This window comes from Chitinophaga silvatica (genome assembly GCF_003419895.1).
GTDB lineage: Bacteria > Bacteroidota > Bacteroidia > Chitinophagales > Chitinophagaceae > Chitinophaga > Chitinophaga silvatica.
In genome coordinates, this window is record NZ_QPMM01000001.1 from 467,532 (window position 1) to 492,638 (window position 25,107).

Annotated in this window: 17 protein-coding genes; 13 read left to right on the plus strand and 4 right to left on the minus strand. The window is 40.4% G+C overall.

The features are described 5' to 3' along the window. Window position 1 precedes the first annotated feature (1 nt). A complete protein-coding gene (locus tag DVR12_RS01810; RefSeq protein ID WP_116973738.1) occupies window positions 2–1,423 on the plus strand; it encodes a GDSL-type esterase/lipase family protein in 1,422 nt (473 codons plus the stop codon). Between the two features lie 6 nt (window positions 1,424–1,429). Next, window positions 1,430–3,355, plus strand: coding sequence for an alpha-amylase family protein (locus tag DVR12_RS01815; RefSeq protein WP_116973739.1), 1,926 nt, complete (start codon window positions 1,430–1,432; stop codon window positions 3,353–3,355). Window positions 3,356–3,504: 149 nt separating this feature from the next. On the opposite strand, the gene DVR12_RS01820 is transcribed toward DVR12_RS01815, so the two are convergent. After that, the gene (locus DVR12_RS01820) at window positions 3,505–5,469 is read right to left on the minus strand and encodes a sialate O-acetylesterase (RefSeq protein WP_116973740.1); all 1,965 of its coding nucleotides are present in this window, start codon (window positions 5,467–5,469) and stop codon (window positions 3,505–3,507) included. Window positions 5,470–5,603: 134 nt separating this feature from the next. Between DVR12_RS01820 and DVR12_RS01825 the strand changes: the two genes are divergently transcribed. The 5 genes from DVR12_RS01825 to DVR12_RS01845 all read left to right on the plus strand — a co-directional run bounded on the left by DVR12_RS01825 (window position 5,604) and on the right by DVR12_RS01845 (window position 12,949). Then, window positions 5,604–7,853, plus strand: a complete 2,250-nt coding sequence (locus tag DVR12_RS01825) for a heavy metal translocating P-type ATPase (protein ID WP_233522111.1) — start codon at window positions 5,604–5,606, stop codon at window positions 7,851–7,853. Window positions 7,854–7,966: 113 nt separating this feature from the next. Continuing rightward, a complete protein-coding gene (locus DVR12_RS01830) occupies window positions 7,967–8,176 on the plus strand; it encodes a heavy-metal-associated domain-containing protein (protein ID WP_116973741.1) in 210 nt (69 codons plus the stop codon). Window positions 8,177–8,199: 23 nt separating this feature from the next. After that, window positions 8,200–8,700, plus strand: coding sequence for a DUF3347 domain-containing protein (locus tag DVR12_RS01835; protein ID WP_116973742.1), 501 nt, complete (start codon window positions 8,200–8,202; stop codon window positions 8,698–8,700). 2 nt (window positions 8,701–8,702) lie between these two features. Further along, entirely contained in the window at window positions 8,703–10,901 is a 2,199-nt protein-coding gene (locus tag DVR12_RS01840; RefSeq protein ID WP_116973743.1) for a multicopper oxidase domain-containing protein, read from the plus strand. Window positions 10,902–10,912: 11 nt separating this feature from the next. Then, window positions 10,913–12,949, plus strand: a complete 2,037-nt coding sequence (locus tag DVR12_RS01845; protein ID WP_116973744.1) for a copper-translocating P-type ATPase — start codon at window positions 10,913–10,915, stop codon at window positions 12,947–12,949. A 1-nt stretch (window position 12,950) separates the two neighbouring features. On the opposite strand, the gene DVR12_RS01850 is transcribed toward DVR12_RS01845, so the two are convergent. Both DVR12_RS01850 and DVR12_RS01855 read right to left on the minus strand, forming a co-directional pair. Next, entirely contained in the window at window positions 12,951–14,249 is a 1,299-nt protein-coding gene (locus DVR12_RS01850; protein ID WP_116973745.1) for an amidohydrolase family protein, read from the minus strand. 96 nt (window positions 14,250–14,345) lie between these two features. Then, window positions 14,346–15,335, minus strand: coding sequence for a S1C family serine protease (locus DVR12_RS01855; RefSeq protein ID WP_116973746.1), 990 nt, complete (start codon window positions 15,333–15,335; stop codon window positions 14,346–14,348). Window positions 15,336–15,490: 155 nt separating this feature from the next. On the opposite strand from DVR12_RS01855, the gene DVR12_RS01860 reads away from it, so the two are divergent. The 4 genes from DVR12_RS01860 (at window position 15,491) to DVR12_RS01875 (ending at window position 22,081) form a co-directional block, all read left to right on the plus strand. Next, window positions 15,491–16,060, plus strand: coding sequence for an RNA polymerase sigma-70 factor (locus DVR12_RS01860; RefSeq protein ID WP_116973747.1), 570 nt, complete (start codon window positions 15,491–15,493; stop codon window positions 16,058–16,060). A gap of 85 nt (window positions 16,061–16,145) precedes the next feature. Next, window positions 16,146–17,150, plus strand: coding sequence for a FecR domain-containing protein (locus tag DVR12_RS01865; RefSeq protein ID WP_116973748.1), 1,005 nt, complete (start codon window positions 16,146–16,148; stop codon window positions 17,148–17,150). 245 nt (window positions 17,151–17,395) lie between these two features. Then, window positions 17,396–20,569, plus strand: coding sequence for a TonB-dependent receptor (locus DVR12_RS01870; protein ID WP_158563181.1), 3,174 nt, complete (start codon window positions 17,396–17,398; stop codon window positions 20,567–20,569). 15 nt (window positions 20,570–20,584) lie between these two features. Then, complete coding sequence (locus tag DVR12_RS01875) at window positions 20,585–22,081, plus strand: RagB/SusD family nutrient uptake outer membrane protein (protein WP_116973750.1); 1,497 nt, start codon at window positions 20,585–20,587, stop codon at window positions 22,079–22,081. Window positions 22,082–22,145: 64 nt separating this feature from the next. On the opposite strand, the gene DVR12_RS01880 is transcribed toward DVR12_RS01875, so the two are convergent. Further along, on the minus strand, window positions 22,146–22,703 hold the full coding sequence (locus DVR12_RS01880; RefSeq protein WP_116973751.1) for an ABC transporter permease: 558 nt from the start codon (window positions 22,701–22,703) through the stop codon (window positions 22,146–22,148). A gap of 232 nt (window positions 22,704–22,935) precedes the next feature. Between DVR12_RS01880 and DVR12_RS01885 the strand changes: the two genes are divergently transcribed. After that, window positions 22,936–24,378 carry an alpha-L-fucosidase gene (locus DVR12_RS01885; RefSeq protein ID WP_116973752.1) on the plus strand — a complete coding sequence of 481 codons (1,443 nt, stop codon included), beginning with the start codon at window positions 22,936–22,938 and terminating at the stop codon, window positions 24,376–24,378. 157 nt (window positions 24,379–24,535) lie between these two features. Further along, window positions 24,536–25,063, plus strand: coding sequence for a hypothetical protein (locus DVR12_RS01890; RefSeq protein ID WP_147323392.1), 528 nt, complete (start codon window positions 24,536–24,538; stop codon window positions 25,061–25,063). Window positions 25,064–25,107: the final 44 nt, after the last annotated feature.

Below are 25,107 nucleotides of genomic sequence, written 5' to 3' on the forward strand. Positions count from 1 at the left end.
TATGACACTCAGAAGTTTTATTTGCCTGTTGGCAATTGGTTTTTGTTTGCCTGTTGAGGCACAAAATAAAAAGCCTGTAAAGATAGCTTGCCTTGGGGCCAGTATCTGTGCAGGTGCCAGATTGCAACATCCTGAAAAAGAATCTTATCCGGCTCAGATTGGTCGCTTACTGGGAGATGGTTACCAGGTTACCAATTATGGAGTTAGCAGCAGCACATTGCTTAAAAAAGGTGACTTTTCCTATTGGAATACAGGTGCTTTTAAAGAAGCATTGCAAAGTAATCCTGATATCGTTTTAATAGATTTGGGAGGAAATGATGCAAAGCTGGTAAATCGGGTGCATTTGGATGAGTATGAACAGGACTACCATAGCATGATCCAGCAGTTTAAATCCTTACCTTCCCATCCCCGTATTATTCTACTGCAACCTATTGTATCATTCGTAAAAGACACAACCGGAATCTGGAATCCTGCAATTGAAAGAATACTACCCAAAGTACGACAGGTGGCTTATGATGAGCAGGTAGAAATTGTGAATTTAAACGCCCTCTTAATTGGTAAGCCGGCACTGATGCCTGATGGAATTCATCCCGAACTGGAAGGAACAACGCTGATGGCTAAAACACTATTTGAAGTGCTGAATGCCAAAAGAGACAACAATTTTCAGATTGCAAAACATTTACCAGCCCCACAACAAATCAGCTCATTTTTTGGCTACAAATGTTATGATTTTACCTTTAGCGGTAGAAATTGTAAGGTAGTAGCTCCCAAATTTGCAGCTGCAGGACATCCATGGATCTGGAGAGCAAGATTCTGGGGCCATGAACCTCAAACAGATATTGCTTTACTGGAGCGGGGATATCATGTAGTATATTGTGATGTTGCAGAACTTTTTGGTAACAAAGAGGCAATAAGCATATGGAATGGTTTTTACAAACTACTGAAAAAAGGGGGACTAGCTCCGAAAGCGGTAATGGAAGGTATGAGCAGAGGAGCAATATATGTATACAATTGGGCTATTGAAAACCCGAATAGTGTAGCGGCAATATATGTAGATAATCCTGTGATGGATCTGATTAGCTGGCCTGGCAGTCAGTATACCAAACAACAGGCATCACGTACCGAATGGGAGGCATTTAAAAAAGACTATGGCTTTACTTCTGATGAGGAAGCAGTTAAATTTAAAGGCAGTCCGCTTTATCAGGCAAAATCTATTGTAAAGGGAAAGTATCCGATGTTGCATGTATTGGGAGATGCTGATACAGATGTACCACCTGCAGATAATACTTTGCCATTTGAAGAAGCCATTAAGAAGCAAGGTGGAAATATCACGGTAATGCATAAACCAGGATTTGCACATCACCCGCATAGCTTTCCTGATCCTACTCCTATAGTTGATTTTATATTAAAAGCAAATCAATAATTCGCAATGAAGTATTTATGGATTGTATGCTTGTTTTGTTGTGCCTTTAAACCAACAAAGGCGCAACAACAGGTAATAAAGATTGGTAAGACAGGCAGAATTGTTTATCAGCTCAATAATGGTAAATATGATATCTGGTCTGACGGAAAACTATTAATTAAAAATGTCTATGTTTCTTATGATGGATTAATTCCTGATACGGGAAAGGTTAAACGAAATTTTAAACAAATATCGGCGGAGCGTTATAGTATTACCCATACCAATAATGGATTTACCTATACACAACTATTTGAAGTGCCGGTAAATGGAGACGGTTTTTATACCAGGTTGATAGTAGAAGGCGAAGGAGCAAAAACAAGTAGGATAATTCCCTTTGCTACGAATTCATTATTGTTAAAAGGTGATCCGACGGTTGTTCAGATGCCTTTTGATAATGATGCATGGATTAAGTATAAATCCACAAAGCTTTCACAGGCAGATCTTACCAGCGCCGAGGTTACAGCCGTATTTGACGAGCAGACTAAAGGTGGCCTGGTAATCGGATCTGTAGAACATTCGGTATGGAAAACAGGTATAAAGATTTCAGGTAGTCGGGATCTGAGTGTAATTGCAGGATTTACAGATAGTATTATTACCAGAGATAAAAAGGAGCATGGAATTGTAACAGAGAGGGGTAAACGATATAGTTCTCCATTGCTTTATATTTTACCGGTGAAAGATTGGCAGCGAGGTTTGGAAAAGTATGCAGATGCTAATATTTCAACAGAAGGGCGCTTTATAGAAAAATGGCAAAAGGCGAAACCAGTAGGATGGAATAGCTGGGGCAGTATTCAAACTAAGCTATCACTCGCTAAAGCCAAAGGGGTTGTGGATTTCTTTGCAGATTCCTGCAAGGGTTTCAGAGCAGCAGATGGTACTATGTTCATTGATCTGGATTCTTATTGGGATAACCTTGCACCCGGTGGTATGAATGGCGATTTTAGTCAACTTACCGAATTCAGCAACTATTGTAAAGCAAAAGGACTGAAGCCGGGTATCTATTGGGCTCCGTTTGTTGATTGGGGTAAGTACCCTCGTAAGGTAGAAGGAGGCGCAAATAATTACGAAGAGGTATGGACAAAGGTAAACGGGCAGTATTGTGATATGGATGGAGGAAGAGCTATGGACCCTACACATCCGGCTACAAAGGCACGCATTGCTTTCCTGATAGGTAAATTTAAAGCAGCAGGTTTTGAAATGATTAAAATCGATTTCCTGGGCCATGCTGCAATAGAAGGCGACACCTTTTTTGATAAAGATGTAAAAACAGGGATGCAAGCCTACAAAGAAGGAATGGAATGGTTGGTAAAGCAACTGGATAACAAGATGCTTGTTTATGCCGCTATATCGCCTAATCTGGCTACCGCGAGGTATGCACATATGAGAAGAATTGCTTGTGATGCCTTCAGTAATATTACAGAATCCGCTTACACGCTAAACGGAACTACTTATGGTTGGTGGTTGAATCGTATGTATGATTACCTGGATGCAGATCATGTAGTTTTGAAGGGAGTAGGGCCGAATATGAACCGTGCAAGGATTGTTTCAGCACTTGTAACGGGTACTTTGGTTTTGGGAGATGATTTTACTGATTTTGATAAAAAAGATGTTTTGCCTTTGTTGCAAAATAAGGAGTTGCTGAAGTTGGCTGACGGACAAAATTGGGTTCCTGTAGACCAGGAAGCCAATATGGAGGCAGCTAATGTTTTTTATAAACCAGGAGCCGTAGCATTGGTAAATTATGGGAATGAGCCATTGGCTATAGATCTGAAAAAATACCTGCCTGTAAAGGTTAAAAAAATTAAAGAGGTTTTTTCGGGAAATGAGATCTTGTGGGAGGCAAACAAGCAAATTAATATACCTGCTGCCGATGCTGTAATTTTAACCTGGTGATTCGGGGTGTTAAAACAAAAATAAACAGCCAGCGTGAGATTACAGATGAAGTAACGTTGAAGAACGTACGTAAACTGATCGACACACTGGCTGCTATAGTTAAAAGGGGAAGAAACAGTATTCCTTTCTTCCCTCTGAATGAGATAGTCCTATAATTGAACGGTAAATTTGTTATTTTCTGTAACACCTTTCCAGCTGTCTGTTCTGAAAGGTGCGGCAGGGAAGCCTTCCTTGTTGAATAAATTGTCTTCCAGGTTATCATCTGCCCATCCAAAACGAACAGCAACTGGGTTGGTAACATCGTCAGAAAAAACTATTACCTTATTACCATCCAGGTATGCTTTAGCGTAGTGGAATTTCTGATCGGCACCGGCTACTTCAAATCCTCTGATATAACCGTATTTATCGCTCACTTTCAGACCACTACCAATATTTGAATAGCTGATAGTAGCTTTATTGCCATTAATAGCCATAGATTGGTAAGTTGGTCCGGCATTTACCTGTGGTACTTTATAGGTATCGTTTAGTGCTATAGCAGCTAATCTTTTACCTACGTCCTGTTTATTACGTGGATGGATATCTTTAGGATCACCGATATCAGTAATAACGGCCATGCCTGTATTAGGAAGTTGCAAAGTAAGTGTTTGTGCCTCTCTTAATTCGGCCCAGGTACTACCATTTTTGCTGGTACCATTATTGGCATTGAAGCTGGCCAATTGTACAAAGTAGAAAGGGAAATCTCCTTGCTGCCAGAGTCTTCTCCAGTCATTAATCATCAACGGGAATGATTGGCGGTACTCAAAAGCTCGTCCGGCGTTGGTTTCGCCCTGATACCAGATAGCTCCCTTAATGCCCATCTGCAAAATAGGATGGATCATAGCATTGTAAAGGAGGTTAGGGTAATTATTGGGTCCAACACTTGCGGTAGCCGGAGCAATTGATTCTATCCTGAATGGCCAGTCGCCTGCCAAAGATTGTTTATGACCGTTTACGTTAATAAACATATCGCCGCTATGTCCGCAGAAACCACCATTACCGGCATTGTCTGTAATTTTCACAGCAATAACATTTGTGCCGGCTTTCAGAATGCCTGCTGGTACCTGGTATACACGCAGGGCGCTATAATCGTTGGTACTTCCAACCTGGGTACCATTAATGTAGGTAATATCATTATCGTCTATGCTTCCGAGGCTGAGAGTGGCTGATTTGCCGGCATCTTCCGGTGCAATGGTGATTGTTTTCCTAAACCAAACAACACCGTCTATATCCTTTAACTGTCTTTCTTCCCAGGGAGACGGAACATTCATTTTAGCCCAGTTCCCATCATTTAAATCAGGGTTTTTGTAACTGGCGGCAGTTGCGGCGTCTGGTAATTGTCCTTGTAAGGTGTTAACTTTTTCGGCGATACGTTTACCGGTAACCTTGGCAACTGAATCGAGATTTAACACCGGGGTATTTTTCATTAGCTCTTTGAAGGTATTGCTATTTGCCATTCCTTCCCTGCTTATCCAGGTTTCAACCATTGTACCACCCCAGGAGGTATTTATAAGGCCTATAGGAACGTGTAGTTGTTCGTTTAAGGTTTTTGCAAAGAAGAAGCCAACAGCGGTAAAAGAGGCTGAGTTTTCAGGAGCGGCAGTTTTCCAGCCACTGGATTTAACATCTTCCTGCGGAGTAACTGAAATTTCTTTAGGTAAGTAAAAATGGCGGATGGCAGTGTTGCCCGATTGGGCAATTTCTTTATCGGCATTGATAACATTACTTAAAGGCCATTCCATATTTGATTGACCACTACAAACCCAAACATCCCCCATTAATATATCATGGAGGGTAATGCTGTTTTTTCCTTTAACAGTAAGTGTTAAAGATCCTCCTCCGGCCTGAACCGGATCAAGGACTACTTTCCATTCTCCGTTCTTATCAGCTTTCACTGTTTTAGTCTGGTTGTTGAACTGGACAGTAACTTTTTCATTTTTATCGGCCCATCCCCAAACCGGAATAGGTTTATCTCGTTGCAATACCATGTTGTCGCCGAATATATTAGGCAAACGTACGTTGGCAAAGGCTGCCGCTTGTAGGAGGCTGGCAGAAAGCAGTAGAACAGTTTTCTTCATGTCGTGGTACTTATTTGAATTGCGCTTAGAATATAAATGTAATAAAGACAATCTTAAAATTATATACAATTAATACTAAATAGTATAAAGCCCGACGGATGGGGCTGGGCTACATTTGTATAAAATTATTCAAAATGTCTACAGCCCAATCAACACCCCCACGGGTCTCTATAAATAAAAGAATTGTTAAGGAAACATATCCGGTATTGGAGATGACTTGTGCAGCCTGTGCCGTAAGCGTAGAATCAATGCTTAAATCAGTACCAGGAGTATCGTCGGCAGGCGTAAATTTTGCCAACCAAACAGCCTGGGTAGAGTACGATCCGGCACTGGCCAGTCCGGAAAGCTTACAAAGTACTGTTCGCAGTATCGGATACGATTTGCTTATAGATAAGGAAAACCAGGAAGAGGAACAGGCAAAAGCTCAGCAACAACATTATCAAAACCTTAAACGCCGGACAATCCTCGCAATTATCCTTGGGTTACCAGTAATGGTAATCGGAATGTTCTTTATGGATATGCCTTATGCTAATTTTATCATGATGGTATTATCCACACCTGTAGTATTTGTGTTGGGTCGCTCCTTCTTTGTAAATGCCTGGAAGCAAGCCAAACATCGTAAAGCCAATATGGATACTTTAGTAGCATTAAGTACAGGAATCGCCTGGTTGTTTAGTGCTTTCAATACTTTCTATCCTGAATTCTGGCACCAGAGGGGTTTACATGCTCACGTATACTTTGAAGCAGCAGCTGTTGTTATCGCATTTATTTCTCTCGGTAAATTACTGGAAGAAAAAGCCAAATCAAATACTTCTTCTGCCATTAAAAAATTAATTGGCTTACAACCTAAAACAGTATTGAGAGTTAAGGCAAATGGTGATACAGAAGAGATTCCAATTGCCTTAGTTCAACAATCAGATATTTTGGTCGTAAAACCAGGAGATAAAGTGCCGGTAGATGGTATGGTAACAGGTGGACAATCATATGTAGATGAAAGTATGATCACTGGAGAACCGGTACCTGTTTTGAAACAGGAAAACGAAAAAGTATTTGCAGGAACAATAAATCAGAAAGGAAGTTTTCAGTTTAAAGCCGAAAAAGTAGGAGCAGATACCTTGTTGGCACAGATTATTCGCATGGTGCAGGAAGCGCAGGGAAGTAAAGCACCGGTTCAGCAACTGGTAGATAAAATTGCCGGCATATTTGTTCCAATTGTAATTGGTATTTCCATCCTTACATTTTTAGCATGGATTGTATTGGGAAATGATAATGCTTTCACGCATGCATTACTGGCTGCAGTAACAGTGTTGGTGATCGCGTGTCCTTGTGCCCTGGGATTGGCAACTCCTACCGCCATCATGGTTGGAATAGGTAAAGGAGCCGAAAATAATATTCTGATAAGGGATGCCGAAAGCCTGGAGCAAGCCTATAAAGTAAATGCATTAATCCTTGATAAAACAGGAACTATTACAGAAGGTAAACCAACTGTTACAGAACTTTTCTGGAGCAATGATAAAGCCTCAACAGAAGCAAAAGTATTATATACAATAGAACAACAGTCGGAACATCCATTGGCCGGAGCAGTTGTTACTCATCTCGAAGGTACTGCCAGTGTAGCGTTGGAACATTTCGAGAGTGTTACCGGCCAGGGTGTGGTAGCGAGTTATCGGCATAAGAAATATTTTGTAGGTAATGCAAGATTACTGGCAGCAAACAACATCGTTGTAACGAAAGAGTTAGCAACTCAGGTAGCTGCATGGCAGGCAACAGCCCAAACCGTAATATTCTTTGCCAGTGAAGACGGAGTGTTAGGAATTATTGCGATAGCCGACCGCGTTAAGCCAGGGTCTGCAGCAGCAGTTGCAGCTTTGCAAAAAGCCGGAGTAACAGTGTATATGCTTACAGGTGATAATGAACATACGGCGGCCGCAGTGGCCAAACAAGTAGGTATAACACACTACAAAGCTGAAGTGATGCCATCAGAAAAAGCTGACTTTGTTAAATTATTGCAGGCAAAAGGAAAAGTAGTTGCAATGGCCGGAGATGGTATTAATGATTCACATGCATTGGCAGAGGCGGATGTAAGTATTGCCATGGGGAAAGGTTCTGATATTGCAATGGACGTTGCTAAAATGACCTTGATTACCTCAGATTTGAACAGTATTCCAAAAGCCTTGAAACTTTCTGGTAAAACCGTTAAAACAATTAAACAAAATCTGTTCTGGGCGTTTATATATAACGTTATAGGTATTCCAATTGCAGCAGGTATTTTGTATCCGGTAAATGGATTTCTGTTAGACCCAATGATCGCCGGTGCTGCAATGGCTTTAAGCTCTGTAAGTGTAGTAAGTAATAGCCTTAGATTAAAGATGGCGAAATTGTAAAAACAATAATTATGTAAGAGGATATATAAATTATATAACAATCTCCGCTATATATCAATCTACCTTTACAACATCAAATAAACATCAACATAAAATATTAAAAAAATAGAAAAATGGAAGCGAAATTCAAAACTAATATCAAATGTTCTGGTTGTGTAGCAACAGTTACTCCGGCATTAAACGAATTGGTAGGAAATGATAACTGGAATGTAGATACTCAACATCCTGATAAAATACTTACCATCAAAGGAGAAACCGATCTGAGTGAAGTCAGAAAGGCAGTAGAAAAAGCCGGTTATAAGGCTGTTTCAGTTACTGAATAGTTTTAACCCATTAATCATTTTTTATGAAAAAGATAATGCTTGCTCTGGTAGTGATGATAACAGCCCTCTTTCAAACAGCTGGGGCGCAACAGAGAGAAGTTTCTGCAACACTGGCTCCGATTCTTACACAATATTATAGTGTAAAGGAAGCTTTAGTGAATAGTGATGCTGCAACAACTGCCAGCAAAGCAAATGACCTGGCAGAAACTATACAGGCAGTAAGACTCAATTCCCTGCCAGCAGCCGAACAAGCAGCATTTGAACCAATTTCCGGTAAATTGCTTACAGATGCCCAGGCAATTGCAGAAACAAAAGATATCAACAAGCAAAGAGAAGCTTTCAAAAATTTATCTGATCATCTAACCACCTTAGCGAAAGCAGTTCCATTGTCTGTTAGCCCTATTTATCATCAATATTGCCCAATGAAAAAGGCATACTGGTTGAGCGACAACAGCACAATTAAGAATCCTTACTATGGTAAGCAAATGCAAACTTGCGGTAAGGTTACAGAAACTATCCAATAAGTATGAAAGCAGTATATCTGTATATCACATTAATGATCCTGTGCAGTGCTACCACTGCACAGGTTTCATCTCAGACCCCTCCAAAGGTTGTAAGATATGACCTTTACGTCGGTGATTCAATGGTGAACTATACCGGAAAAACAAAACATGCCCTCGTCGTAAACGGAACTACCCCAGGCCCCACACTTTATTTTACAGAAGGTGATACCGCCGAAATTCATGTTCATAATACTTTATCCGAAGAAACATCTATTCACTGGCATGGAATCAAACTTCCTAATCAATATGACGGAGTGCCTTATCTGACCACTCAACCTATTAAACCCGGACAAACACATATTTTCCGTTTCCCTGTTGTACAATATGGCACATACTGGTACCATAGCCACACCATGTTGCAGGAACAAAGTGGCTTACATGGAGCCATAGTAATGAGAAAACGTAATGAACAGCCGAAGAATGAATATACTTTATTATTGAGCGACTGGACCGATCTGCATCCTCATACCGTAAACCGTTATCTGCATAATGCCAATGACTGGTTTGCCATCAAAAAAGGATCTGTTCAAAGCTATGGAGAAGCCGCTAAAACCGGCTATTTCAAAACCAAACTTACCAATGAATGGAAACGTATGAATGCTATGGATGTTAGTGATGTATCCTACGAGCGTTTCCTGACAAACGGTAAGGAAACTGATGTACAACCACAATTTAAGAAAGGTGACAGTGTACACCTTCGGGTTGTTAACGGTAGTGCCTCTACGTATTTCTGGCTAAGATATGCAGGAGGAAAAATTACCGTAATTGCCAACGATGGAGCCGACGTAGAACCAGTGGTTGTAGACCGCTTGCTTATAGGTGTTTCTGAAACATATGATCTGATTGTGCCAGTACCGGAAAATATGCAGTATGAATTCATGGCTACAGCGGAAGACAGAACCAGATCAACTTCCCTCTGGTTAGGCGACGGTATGAAAATGCCACTAACGCCAATGCCTAAGTTGAAATATTTTGAGGGTATGAAGATGATGAATGGAATGATGAAAATGAATGGCGATCTGGATACCAGCTCAGGTATGCAAATGAGTAATCAGGTAATGGATATGAATACTGTAATGTATCCTGAAATGGATAATCCGATGCCTGCCAGTCATGAAGGACACGAAGGACATCAAATGGGAAACAGCTCCTCAGATATAGTAACATTGAATTATGGGATGTTGAAAGCTCCGGAAAAAACAACCTTACCGGAAGGACCTGTGAAGTTGTTGAATTTTGAACTAACCGGAAATATGAACCGTTATGTATGGAGCATCAACAATAAAACCGTTTCTGAAACTGATAAAATACTGATTAAGAAAGGAGAAATAGTGAGAATGGTCATCTTCAATAATACTATGATGCGCCATCCTATGCACTTACACGGCCATTTCTTCAGGGTATTGAACGGACAAGGAGAGTATTCGCCGTATAAAACAGTACTGGATATAATGCCTATGGAAGTTGATACGATTGAATTTGCGGCTACCGAAAGTGGTGACTGGTTCTTTCACTGCCACATTCTTTATCATATGATGAGTGGGATGGGTAGAGTATTCAGTTACGAAAACTCACCTCCAAATCCTGAAGTGCCAGATCCGAAAATGGCATACAGAATGTTGAAGAAAGACGACAGAATGCTGCATTTCATGGGAAGGGTAGGGCTGGAGAGCAATGGAAGTGATGGGGAGGTAATGTTGTCTAATACCCGTTATCGTTTATCCACAGAGTGGAGGATAGGTTTAAATGCCGATCATGGTTATGAAACAGAAAGCCATTTTGGTAGATATTTGGGTAAGATGCAATGGTTGTTTCCGTATATAGGCTGGGATTTTCGTTATCGCAGAATGAGAGCACCGGAAAAAAATCTGTTTGGTCAGATTAATACAAAAAACTATCGTCAGGTATTCCATGTAGGTCTGGAATATACATTGCCAATGCTGATTATTGCTGATGCGTCTGTTGATACAGAAGGAAAGTTAAGAGTTCAGCTTAGCAGAGAAGATGTTCCTGTAACAAGAAGATTGAGGTTTAACTTTATGGTTAATACGGATAAAGAATACATGGCCGGATTAAGATATATTGTTACAAGAAATTTGGCAATTTCAACACATTATGATAGTGATATGGGATATGGAGCGGGAGTAACTTTAAGCTATTAAAACTAACCTATATGAACCATCAGCATCACGAAATGCATAAGGATCACCAACATCATGAAATGCATAATGAGCAGCAAATCGATCATTCAGCACATGAAAATCATCACGATCATCATGCTATGATGATTGATGACTTTAGAAAGAGGTTTTATGTAGTGTTGGTTCTTACTATACCTATTATGTTATTGTCGAAGATGATTCAACATTGGTTAGGTATCAGTATTAGCTTTCCGGGAGATAAATATATTTTGCTTGCACTTTCCACTTTTGTGTTTGTATATGGAGGATGGCCATTTTTGAAAGGATTATGGGATGAGATTAAAGATCGTAATCCTGGCATGATGACCTTGATTGGGTTTGCTATTACTGTAGCTTATGTTTACAGTGTAGCTACAGTTTTGGGATTATCAGGGATGGATTTCTTCTGGGAACTTACTACTCTTATTCTTATAATGCTGTTAGGGCACTGGATAGAAATGAAATCTATTGTTAGTGCCAGCAGGGAGCTTGAGTTACTGGTGAAACTGATGCCCGATATCGCTCACCTGGTTCAGGGTAATCAGACTACCGATGTAAAGACAACCTCCTTAAAACCTGGTGATATTGTATTGATCAAACCCGGTGAAAAAGTGACAGCAGATGGTGATATTAGTGAAGGAACCACCTCTTTGAATGAAAGTATGCTTACCGGTGAGTCGAAACCCGTGCAAAAGCAACAGGGCGATAAAGTAATAGCCGGGTCTATAAATGGAAACGGTGCGATTAAGGTAACGGTATCGCATAGTGCTGCTGATTCATATCTTTCGCAGGTTGTGAAACTGGTACAGGATGCACAGAAATCGAAATCAAAAACTCAATTACTGGCCGATAAAGCAGCTCGTTGGCTTACGATTATAGCGATCGTTTCGGGTATTGTTACTTTCCTGTATTGGTGGTTCGATGGTAAGGATTTGTCTTTCGCTATTGAACGAATGGTTACAGTTATTATTATTTGTTGTCCACATGCCTTAGGATTAGCGATTCCTCTTGTTATTGCCAAATCAACGGCCTTATCTGCAAAACATGGATTACTAATTAAGAACAGAACTGATTTTGAGAACTCGCGTAAAATAACCACCTTGGTTTTTGATAAGACAGGAACATTAACAGTTGGGCGTTTTGAAGTATCCAGGTTAAAATCTCTGGAATCAGAATTTTCTGAAAATGAAATTGTAAGGTTAGCCGCAGCTGTAGAAGGAAGTTCCGAGCATCCTATTGCAACCGGAATAATGGAAAAGGCGAAAAGCCTGAAGGTTTCAGTGCCTGCGGCACAGAATGTAAGTGCAATTACCGGCAAAGGAATTAAAGGTAATGTAGAAGGAACAGAGGTATCAGTAGTTAGTCCGGCATTCATTAAAGAACAATTTCCTTCACTGCATATAGATGATAATATTCAAACAGGGGAAACAGTTGTTTACCTGGTTGTGGGTAAAACCGTAGCCGGGTATATAGCGTTGGCGGATCAGATCAGACCTGAATCTCCGGCAGCTATAGCATCATTGAAAAAGATGGGTATTAAAACTATTTTGCTGACAGGTGATAATAAAATAGTTGCTGAGAGTGTGTCTGATAGCTTAGGAATGGATGGATTTATAGCGGAGGTTTTACCACATCAGAAATTGGAAAAAATAAAGGAATTACAATCGCGGGGCGAATTTGTGGCTATGACTGGCGATGGTATTAATGATGCTCCTGCTTTAGCCCAGGCAAATGTTGGAATTGCAATAGGTAGTGGCAGTGATGTTGCTGCTGCCACCGCGGGCATTGTATTAGTGAATAGTAACCCGCAGGATGTAGTTAGCCTGATTCAGTTTGGAAAGGCTACCTATCGGAAAATGATTCAAAATCTTGCATGGGCAACCGGCTATAATGTAATAGCCATGCCATTGGCAGCAGGTGTTTTATATCATCAGGGTATATTATTGAGCCCTGCCGCCGGTGCTGTATTAATGACTGTAAGTACAGTTGTTGTAGCAATTAATGCCAGCACCTTAAAGGTTCGTAAATAAGTTACAGAGGGCCGTGGCTAACGAGCTTACCGGCTTTGTAGACCTCTGAAATCTTACGTGTATTGATTATGTTGTTTGATGGATTATCATTTAAGATGAGGAGGTCTGCAATTTTCCCTTTTTCTAGAGTGCCATATTTTTTCTGTATTCCAATGGCCATTGCAGCATTTTTAGTTGCAGCAGTTATGGCTTCCATAGGAGTTAATCCTGCAAGAACAAGTAATTCCATTTCCAGGTGTTCTGAAAATCCTTGAGTTCTGACATTATTGGCCCCGGAATCGGTACCCAGTGCAATGATTACCCCTGCATCATGCAGTTTTTTTACATTTTTTAAGGCTGTTTCAAAAGCGCGTTGATTCCTTGGATTTACTTGTTCCTGAAGGTTATTGACCAGGAAATCATAGACTCCGGGCTCCAGTGAATGCAGGAAGAACGGATCGTTTATCCAGGGTGGTAAATTCGTGTAGGCGACAGCGTATTTATCTAATGCGAGTGTAGGTATATAGATGATGTTGTGATGTTTGATTTGTTGGGCTGTTACGTCGTTTACCACCTGATCCCTAATGCTATGAGCCATAATATCGAGCCCGTCATTGAGCAATCTTTCTGCATCTGCAACATAGTAAAGATGTGCTGCAACTCTAATGTTATGGTCATGTGCCCTTTTAATAATAGCGCTGTAAATACTGCTATCCATTTTGGGAATTCCTCCGCCAAAATTATCTACCCAGATTTTTATCGCATCAGGATGTAGGGTTGCAAGGCTATCTACGGCTTTTATAGCATGTTCCTGGCTGGTTGGTCTGTAAAGGAATTTGCCAGAAGGAGGGCCGTTAGGAATGCTAAACCCATAACCGGCAGTAAATATTCTGGCTCCGGGGAGTTGTCCATTTATGGAGGAATCGCGTAATCCACTTTCGAATAGCATTGGTTCATCAGTTCCCATTACCAATACATTGGTAATGCCGTAATCGGTATATTTCTTTAATTGATTGAGAATATTTTCTCTGGTATAGGCAGGTTTCGGGCCAATCATTCCCAGATGTACGTGGGCACTGATAATGGCAGGCATAATAGTTTTACCGTTACAGTTGATAACCCGTGCATCTACTGCTTTAATATTTGGACCTATATCGATGATCTGATCATTTTTGATCAATATATCAGTGTGTAGTAAAGGTTTTCCTCCGTTACCATCAATAATAGTTGCATCTTTTAAGAGAAGCAGAACATCCTTGTTGGGGCTGAAGCTTAGCAAAGGAAGTAATAGTATTATTAATAGGAAATAACTCTTTTTCATACTAAAAGATAATTATTTCCACGCTTAAATTAAAATCAAAAAGGAGTTGCTCCAATTAGAAACAACTCCTTTAAGTAAAAGCACCTACTTTTCGTATTACCTTTCTCCGGGTATTACAGAAATAGTATGTCGGTGGCCTCCACGTAAAACGTCAACGGTTACTCTTTTTCCGATTTGTTTATCGGAGAGAAGTGAGTGTAGGACATCTACTGAGGCGACAGGCTGACCATCAAATATTACAATAATATCGTTGAGCCGAAGTTCGCTGTTATAAAAATTTCCGTCAGGTACGATTTCATACACATAAACGCCGGTACTGATCGTTAGTTTATTAGCGGCAATCATTCTGCTGCTTAAGGGAACCTGCTGGGCAGCAATTCCTAGCTGTGCTCTGCGGATTCTTCCGTTCAGGATCAGTTGTCCAACTATTTGAGCGGTAAGGTTAGAAGAAATGGCGAAGCATAACCCCTGGGCAGTAGAAATCATGGCAGTATTGACGCCAATTACCTGGCCTGAAGAATTGACCAATGGTCCACCACTGTTACCCGGATTTAGTGCGGCATCTGTTTGAATGACATTATCTATTAATCTGCCATTACTGGCGCGTAATGTTCTTCCCAGTGCACTAACTACACCGGTGGTTACAGTATATTGTAAACCCATTGGGTTTCCTATGGCAATGGCAATTTGTCCAACCTGTAAAGTGGATGAGTCGGCGAGTTGCAAGGCTTTAAGTCCGCTTTCATCAACTTTTAAAACGGCCAGATCGGTAGAAGGGTCTGTTCCTTTGATTTCGGCAGTGACTTTTCTACCATCTACAAAGGAGACTTTAATGCTATCTGCATTTTCTACAACGTGGTTGTTGGTAATAATAAACCCGTCGGAAGAAATTATAAACCCGGAACCGGATCCTGATTGAGAACGTTCTTGTTTGGTACGTTGATCTTTCACTTTTTTCTCAACGGAAATATGTACCACCGATTCAGCCACGGAGCCTACTACTCCTGTAACAGTTTGAGAGTAGGCATCTAATAATCCCGCATCCTGAGATGGGGTTTGCGACAAAAAAGAAATCAAGTGTTCCATAAGTTAGAATGCTTCAAATTTACTTCCAGAGGCAGATTGATGTCTTTTTGGCACTTGTGGGTGCAGGAATCTGACAATATTACTATTTGGTTAATAGGAAAATTCACTATTATTTGCCTATTTTGACGCTTTATGCGTTGCTCTAATCTAGTTGTATGTCAGGAGTAGAATATCAGAAATGGTGGGATGCTGTATGGAGGGAGGACGATCAGGCATCTTTTCGCCAACTTTTCAACCATTTTTATAAGGGGTTGGTACGCTTTGCGATAGACCTGGCAGCTGGCAGGGAAGCAGCTGAAGAAATTGTATCTGATGTATTTATTCAACTTTGGAAAAACAGACAACACAACGAAAGAATTCAACATATCAAAACCTACTTATATACTTCCGTCAGAAATCGTTGTTATAACCATCATAGAGATTCTTTTAAACACCAATGGCAGGCGATAGAGGATGTTGAAGAATCGTTGCCTGGCGAAATACACACCCATTTAGAGTATAAGGAAATGCAGGAGTGGCTGGATCTTGCTGTCAGAAAACTTTCTCCCCAGGCCAAAACAATATTCAGATTAATAAGAGAAGAAGGGTTTAAGTATAAAGAAGTAGCCACTATCCTCGATATTTCTCCAAGAACAGTTGAAACCCAATTGGTAAGAGCTACCAATAGATTGCGCCTTGCATTAGAGCAATACAATGCTCATATGAAGCAACTTTCCGCACGTTAAAAAAAATTTTTTGCCTTTGTAGGTAATCGCCATTTTTTCGGTGTCTCTACTTCTGAAGCATTACTGTTTTCAAATTAATCGGTATATGGAGAATCATCGGTTAGATGAATTGATAAGTGCAAAACTTGCCGGAGTACTGGATGAAGAAGGAAGTAAAGAACTGGAAGACTTACTTGCTAAAAATCCTGATCAATTGCTGATAATGCAGCAACTGGAAGAGTTCTGGCACAATAAACCTGCCATTGAAACACCCGATCCGGTTGTTTTTGAAGCGATACAGGAAAAGATATCCGAAAAGCCAGTACGAAGATTATGGATGAGGTGGGCCATTGCCGCTGCAATCATTGGGGTACTTGGCTTTGCTGGTTATCAACTGAAGCCTTCATCTGTTTCATTGCAGCAAGAACAGGTACAAACGGTGAAGGGGGAACGCCGGCAATTCATACTCCAGGACGGTACTAAAATTTACCTGAATGCAGAGAGTAAGATCACCTGTAACTTCACCAAAACCAGCCGCGAAGTATGGCTGACGGGTGAAGCTTATTTTGATGTAGCCAAAGAAGCCGCCCGACCATTTACGGTGCATGCCCGCACAATACACGTGACGGCACTGGGAACGGCATTCAATATTAAAGCCTATTCAAATGACCATGAGCTGGAAACTACTTTACTTGAAGGACTCGTTGAAGTATCAGAAGATCAGCATCCTGAAGAAAGGATAAGATTACAGCCACTAGAGAAAATTGCTTATAAAATCACATCAATAAACTCAAATAAAATCACTGCTACATCCCTTGGTGTTTTACCTGTAAAACATATAGTTCCGGATATTAAAAGCCAGGACAGTATTGTAAAAGAAACAGCCTGGATCAATAATCGTCTCGAATTTGATATGCTACGGTTTGAAGAACTTGCATCACTTTTTGAACGTTGGTATAACGTAAAAATTATCATCCAAAATAATAAAGCTAAAGACTACATTTTCAGCGGTTCATTTGCTACAGAAACTATTGATCAGGCATTATCCGCGTTACAACTAACAGAAGACTTTAGTTTCGAACACAAAGACACGCTAGTTATTATTCATTAAAAAAAATTGTTATTAACAGTTCTGGACGTATGAAAAGCTAAAAAAACAAAAACTGTTCAATGAAAAAAAACAGGAAATGCTGCGAACATTTCCTGCGAAAGGCTAATCAGCAATGTGCCCGCTCCATTGGCAAACGGACGGCAGGCCTTTGCTATTGTTTCACCTATTATCACAAATTTATGGAAAAAGTCAACCCGTCGGATACTTGCCGTCGAAGATCTGCTTTATGCAAGTACTTACTCATTATGAAGCTATCATTCTTTATTGTATTCCTTTCATGTATGCAAGTTGCTGCCGCTGGTTACTCCCAGCGGAAGATCAGTATTAAAATGAAGGACACAGAAATTAAAAAAGTCCTTGACCGTATTGCTAATCAGTCTGATGTCCATTTCCTGTATAGCAACAGGAAAGTGGATCTCCATCAGAAAATTAGCGTGTGGGCCAACGAAGAATCTCTTGATGTAGTCTTAAATAAAGTCCTGAATGGTTCCGGTTTTACCTGGCAGGAATTAGATAATCAACTGGTGGTTATCTTACCAAGTAGTACCGCCTGGGATAATATTAAAGTAAAAGGTAAGATTACAGGAGCTGATGATAATATTCCTCTACCCGGTGTAACCGTTCAGGTAAAAGGAACAACAATTGGTACGCTTACAGATGAAAACGGAAATTTTACACTTGATGCCCCGGCAGGTGGACAGCTAATTTTCAGGTATGTAGGATATGAAGTGCTTGAAATGCCTGTAAAGGCGAATATGGATGTACAGCTGAAAAAATCTTCCAGTGCACTTACAGAAGTAGTAGTAATCGGGTATGGAGTAACACAGAAGAAAGACCTTACCGGATCAGTGGTAAGTGTTACTCCCAAAGAGTTTAACAAAGGAATTATAAGTAATCCCGTACAGGTTTTACAAGGTAAGGTAGCCGGCCTGGTTATCAGCAAACCGGGTGGAAATCCTAATGGCAAAGTTAGTATAAGCCTCAGAGGAGCCTCTTCCCTCAGTGCCAGCAGTCAACCTTTATTTGTAGTAGACGGAATTCCGGGAATCGATATAAATGCAGTACCGCCGGATGACATTGTTTCGATAGATGTATTGAAAGATGCTTCCGCCGCTGCTATATATGGTTCCAGAGGCGCTAACGGGGTAATAATCGTAACAACCCGCCGCGGAAAAGATGGTGCGCCTCAGGTATCATATAGCGGATATGTGGGGATCGACAAAATTTCGAATACCTATGGAGTATTAAACGCAGATCAGTACCGTCAGTATTTGAAAGACAATAACATTAATCCAACCGGTTTCGATCTGGGTTCTTCTACCAATTGGCAAAAGGCTGTTACCCGCACCGGGCTTAGTCATAGTCATAATCTTTCGATGAGCGGAGGAAAAGATAATACCAGATACAGTGCCTCTGTTAATTACCTTAATAATGAGGGCATTGTAATAAACTCAGGTTTAGAAAGAATGATAGGCCGCATTACCCTGGATCAGGGAATGTTTGATAACCGTTTACGTCTGGGATTATCAATGAACTATGTTGGAGAAAAAAACAGATATACAGGACAGGACCCTGATGGAAATGGTGATAACAGAATCTGGGAACAAATGATTGCCTACAATCCAACTGCTCCTGTTTATAATGCAGACGGAACTTTTTTTGAGAAGCTGGATATTAATGACAACTACAATCCCGTAGCTCTAGCTAACCAGATAAAACATCAAAGGGCAATGAATAAATTCATAGGTTCTGCAAAAGCAACCTATGATATTACAAAACACCTGACCTATGATTTATTATTAGGGCTTGAAAGAGCATCCAGCGATCGTGGATTGTATTATTCTAAAGAATCTCCTGTTACCGAAGGTGCCGGAAGCAATGGTACTGCTACCCGTGCCTCAAAAACCTGGGATAACAAAACATTGGAAACCTATTTTACATACAACCAGCAATGGCAAAGGAGTATCCTGAAAGTAACCGCAGGGTATTCCTATCAAAACTTCTTTACAAACAGCATGTCGGCCGGCAATACGCAATTTGTATCCGATATCTTTAGCTATAATAACTTAGGAGCTGGACAGGGAGATCAGCCTGCCGTATCTTCCGGCGCGGAAGAGAATTCCCTCGTTTCCTTTATTGGTCGTGCCTTCTACAGCTACCACGATAAGTACTTGTTAACAGGTACCGTCCGAAGAGATGGTTCCACCCGTTTTGGTAAAGATCGTAAATGGGGAACATTTCCTTCAGCATCATTGGCTTGGCGCTTAACTCAGGAACCATTTCTTCAAAACAGTAATTGGTTACAGGACTTGAAATTTCGTGTAGGCTATGGCGTAACTGGTAACCAGGAAATCCAGAACTATAAATCACCTCTTACCTATGCACCAGGTGGTAAAGTTTTGGATAATGGTCGTTGGGTTACTTCTTACCAGATCGGACAGAACGAAAATCCTAATCTGCGCTGGGAATCAGCCGCCCAGTTCAACGCCGGGTTCGACTTCACCATGTTTAAAGGCCGGCTCAATGGAACTATAGAATATTACGATAAGAGAACCAAGGATCTCTTGTTTAATTACAACGTACCATCACCTCCTTATCTATTCCCTACAATGCTTGCCAACGTAGGAAAGATCAGTAATAAGGGGCTTGAGCTTTCTTTAAGCGGTGCAGTTATTGAACATAAAAACTTCAGCTGGAATGCTTCTTTTAACATCTCCCGCAACTTTAATAATATTGTCTCCATTGCCAATGATCAATTCAAAAGTGATGCAATTTATGATGGAACAGTTGGTGCAAGAGGGCTAACTGCCGTGCAGATTGTAAAAGTGGTACCCGGATATTCAATCGGTACTTTCTATATACCTCATTATATTGGAATTGATGCCAATGGTAATCAACAGTTCGAGGATATAGATAAAAGCGGTGGGTTCGATTTTCGTAGCGATAGCCGGGTTGCCGGTAATGGATTGCCGAAATACCAGGCTGGATTAGCTAATACTTTCAGATATAAAAACTTCGATTTAAACTTCCTGTTACGTAGCCTTTTCGGTTACCAAATATTTAATGCAACAGATCTGGTACTGAGCGACCGTTTCAGTCGCCTGCCTGGCCGAAATGCGATGGCCAGGTATGCCGACAGCAAAATTAAAGGCACTTATGTATCAGACAGATTTATTGAAAATGGTGCTTTCCTGCGTTTAGACAACTTCACATTTGGCTACAATATTCCGGCAGCCAATAGTAAGTTGTTCGCCAATCCAAGAGTATATATTTCTGGTCAGAACCTCTTTATCCTGACCAAATACACCGGCCTTGATCCAGAGTTACCCATTGATGGCCTTGCACCAGGCATCGATAACCGTAACGTATATCCAAAAACAAGATCTTTTGCAGTAGGCTTTACGGTTAATTTCAAATAATAAAACAGGAACAACATGAAAATCAAATCGCTTAAATATATACTGCTGGCTGGTATAGCCACTTCTTTCTTCAGTTGTACAAAACTGGATGAGACCTTTTACGACAGAGGAACAGATGAAAACTTCCTCAAAACCGAAGATGAGCTGAATGCCTTTGCAAACAATGCATATGCTAAATTAAGAGGATATCGCGATAGCTACTGGAAGATGAATGAGGTAACCACCGACGAAACTACGGTTCCTTCGAGAGGAGCTGATTGGAATGAAGGTGGGTTATGGCGTGTATTAATCAGCCATGAGTTTCCGATACCACATCAGTATATCAATGATATGTGGAACTTCATTTACAGGGATGGTGTAAATCCTGTGAATGCAATACTACAGAAACTGGAAGAGTCGACCGTTGTGCTACCGACTAAAGACCAGATCATAGCTCAAATGAAAGTATTGCGTGCATTTCATTATTATCTGGCTATGGATGCATTTGGAAATATTCCTATCGTAACTTCTTTTAAACAAACAGATCCACCGACTAATACACCAAGAGCGCAGGCCTTTACTTTTGTGGAGAAGGAAATCCTCGACAACATCAATGGTTTACCTGCTACCCTGAATACTAAAAACTACGGGAAAGTAACTAAGGGTATGGCTTTCATGTTACTGGCAAAATTGTATGCCAATGCGGAAGTATATACCGGTGCTGCCAGGTGGAACGACTGTATTAAGATGTGTGATTCCGTTACCAAACAAGGTTATCAGCTGGAAGCAAACTACTTCAATAATTTCTCTACTCATAATGAAGATTCAAAAGAGAATATTTTTGTAGTGCCTTACGATGCCATCAATGCAAAAGGTATGATGCTCCATTATCTTACACTACACTATAACAGCAGGTATACCTACGGGCTACCTAGTTCGCCATGGAATGGCTGGTGTACATTGCAGGCTTTCTATGAAGCGTATGAAGATACAGACAAGCGTAAAACCATGTTCCTGGAAGGACAACAATATTCACAGGATGGAGTTGCGCTTAAGACAGAACAAGGCGATCCGCTAATTTTTACCCGTACCATTAATGATCTGGCGGATGCAAAACAAACAGAGGGAGTACGTATTGTGAAGTATGAAATTCAGAAAAACACTCCTTATTCCGATCAGGATAATGATCTTGTAATTTTCCGTTATGCCGATGCATTAATGCTGAAAGCAGAAGCTTTATTACGTACCGGACAGGAAGGGGATGCGCTGATTTTAGTTAACAATGTGCGTGCCCGTAATTTCGAAGGAGCTAATCCATTAAAATCATTAACACCTGATATTTTATTGGCAGAGCGGGGCCGCGAATTTATTTGGGAAGGTTGCAGAAGACAGGATTTGATTCGTTTTGGAAAGTGGAATAGTGCATGGCAATTCCATCCGGCAGATGCAGAATATCGCAAATTGTTTCCGATTCCGCAGGCACAGTTGGATGCTAATCCTAATCTGAACCAGAACCCAGGTTATATTAAATAATAAAAATCCAAACAAGAAGGTGTTGGCTATAACATAGTCAATACCTTCTTTTGGTATGTTGATATTATTCTGTTCTCAGGTTTTTTACCGGATTTGAGAAAGCAGCTTTAATGGATTGTGTGCTCACAGTTGTGATAGTAATCAGCAGAGCCAGCAAAGCGGTACCAATAAATATAAAAGGACTGATGCTAATATGGTAGTCGTATTTATTTAGCCAGCTACTCATTATCCATAGTGCGATAGGAGAAGCAATGAGGCAGGCTAGTAATACTATCCAGATAAATTCTGTCGACAATAAAACCCATAAATGTAAAACAGAAGCTCCTAAGACCTTTCTGATTCCTATTTCTCTGGTTCTTCTGTGTGCAACATACATGGCCAGTCCAAACAATCCAAGGCAGGAAATTAGGATGGCCAGAACGGAGAAAATGATTGCCAGTTTGCCTACCTGTTTTTCTGTCTCAAATTTTTTGGCAAAATCCTGGTCTGTAAAAGTGTAGGAAAATGGTAGAGAAGGATCGTATTTTTCAAATATAGCTTTTACCTTATTAAGAGCCAGTGATGTATTTATAGTGGGTTTTATGCGTAATAGTATTGCATTGGAATGTTGTACACCAAACATGATAAAGCGGACAATGCTTCTGAATCGGAATGTATATCTTATGGCTATTCACCTACTCGAATATTTATTCGGATTTACTTAGGCCAGGCTTTCTTATAAGCTTTTATCTTCATTGGTAAAAATGTTTTTTTGTGCATATTCGGGAAGTCTGCATTATATAAAGTGAAAATATCATTATTGTGGCTAATAGAAGTTATTAATTTTGGAGATTCAACGATCTAAATTCTCTGTTATGAAAAAATGCTGGATAGGAGCCTTCCTGTTGTTGTTTAGTGTATCTCTCTCCGCACAGAAAAAATATGAGGCAAATTGGAATTCTCTGAATACGAGGGGAATACCTACCTGGTTTAATGATGCGAAATTCGGAATATTTATTCATTGGGGCGTATATGCGGTACCGTCATTTGCGGTAGTGGCACCGGGAGGATATTCTGAATGGTATTGGTATACATTAAACAGTGGTAATAAGGCGAATATTGAGTTCCACGAGAAGAATTTTGGTAAAAATTTCCCGTATCAGAACTTTGAAAAGCAATTTACTGCCTCTCTTTATAATCCTGAACAGTGGGCAAATGTTTTCCGCAGATCAGGAGCTAAATATGTAGTACTTACTTCCAAACACCACGAAGGTTATTGCCTGTGGGATAGTAAAGAGGCTGATGCAGCATGGGGCCGTCCCTGGAATGCAGTTACAGGAACACCGAAGCGCGACTTGTTGGGGGATCTTACTAATGCTGTAAGAAAAGAAGGATTGCGTATGGGCTTTTATTACTCTTTATACGAATGGTATAACCCTATCTGGCAGAAAGATAAAGCTAAGTATGTAGATGAGGTGATGACTCCACAGTTTAAAGACCTTGTTACAAAATACAAACCTTCTGTTATCTTCTCAGATGGAGAGTGGGATCAGTCGGATACTGCCTGGAAGAGCCCTTCCTTGCTGGCATGGTTGTTTAACGAATCACCGGTAAAAGATGAGGTAGCAGTTGATGATCGTTGGGGAAATAACACAAGAGGAAATAATAACGGATCTACCTATCTGACATCTGAATATGGAAGCGGAATGCAGCCAGGTGTAATCTGGGAAGAGAGCCAGGGTATCGGACAATCATATGGTTATAACCGTATGGAAAGTGCAGATGATTACAAAAAGAGTGCAGAGGTAATCCTGATGCTGGTTGATATTGTATCCCGTGGTGGCAACCTGTTATTGGATATAGGCCCAACAGCCGATGGACGTATTCCTGTTATTATGCAGCAAAAACTGTTAGACATTGGAAAATGGCTGGATGTAAATGGTGAAGCTATCTATAATACAAAACCATACAAGGTTTCCCGTCAATGGAGTAGCACAAATATTCCGGCAACAGACAAGGAAGCGTATATGTCGAAATACAAGGTGTCTGAGCTGGTGAAACCATCTAAAGAGCATGCAAATATCGAAATGTTCTTTACTGCGAAGCCAGGGGTTTTATATTGCTTCCTGCCTTCTTTCCAGGATAAGGTAGTGATTAAAGATTATCCTCAAACCAGCAAAAAAGCTACCATTGAGGTATTAGGTACTAAAAAGGTAATCAATTGCAATTCTAAGGGTAAAGATCTGGTAGTGGATCTGTCGAACTTACGACCAGGTGATATTGGAGAAGGGCCGATTGTGATTAAATTGAAAGGTTAGGCATTAAAGTATATTTAACTCAAAGGCTTATCAGAATTAAATTTCTGGTAAGCCATTTTTATTTTGGATATTACAAAAATGTTGTTGGGATCCAAAGTTGTCAGGCTTCTGAATATTGTAAATATGGGTGCCGCGAATACACGGAAAATGGATGAAAATGAAATCATTTACTAGTTTAAGCATATTGATTGCATGCATCGTTATATATACTTCAACTCAGGCACAGAGTGGCCGGCAGAGTAGGTGCAGCGTGATTATAGATCCCAGCTACAATGGCAAGGTTGGCATTTATAATAGCGCCTTTAAGTTAGTTAAATATCTGAAACACAGTGAAAGTAAAGAAGAAGACGATTGTTTGGTATTTAGTATTAAAGGTGAAAATGATAGTATGTTTTTCGGAACAATAGGTTATGCTATTGCGGGATCTAAACAGGATGGCTGGATAAAAAAAACAAAATACATTGGCCTATATTCCAGGGCATATAATGGTGATCTATTAGTTTATGAATTGCCGGATATAAAATCTAAGAAAACTGTCATAAAAGAATACCTGGTGGATTTATTACCGGTAATAAGTTGCAGAAATGGATGGGTTAAGGTTATTATAAAGTTGGATAATAAAACTATTTCGGGTTGGCTGCCTCCGGAGATGCAGTGTGATAATCCATTTACAACATGTAACTAGAAAAAAAGATTATTTTTTCTATATTTATTGAAAACCCAACTCCA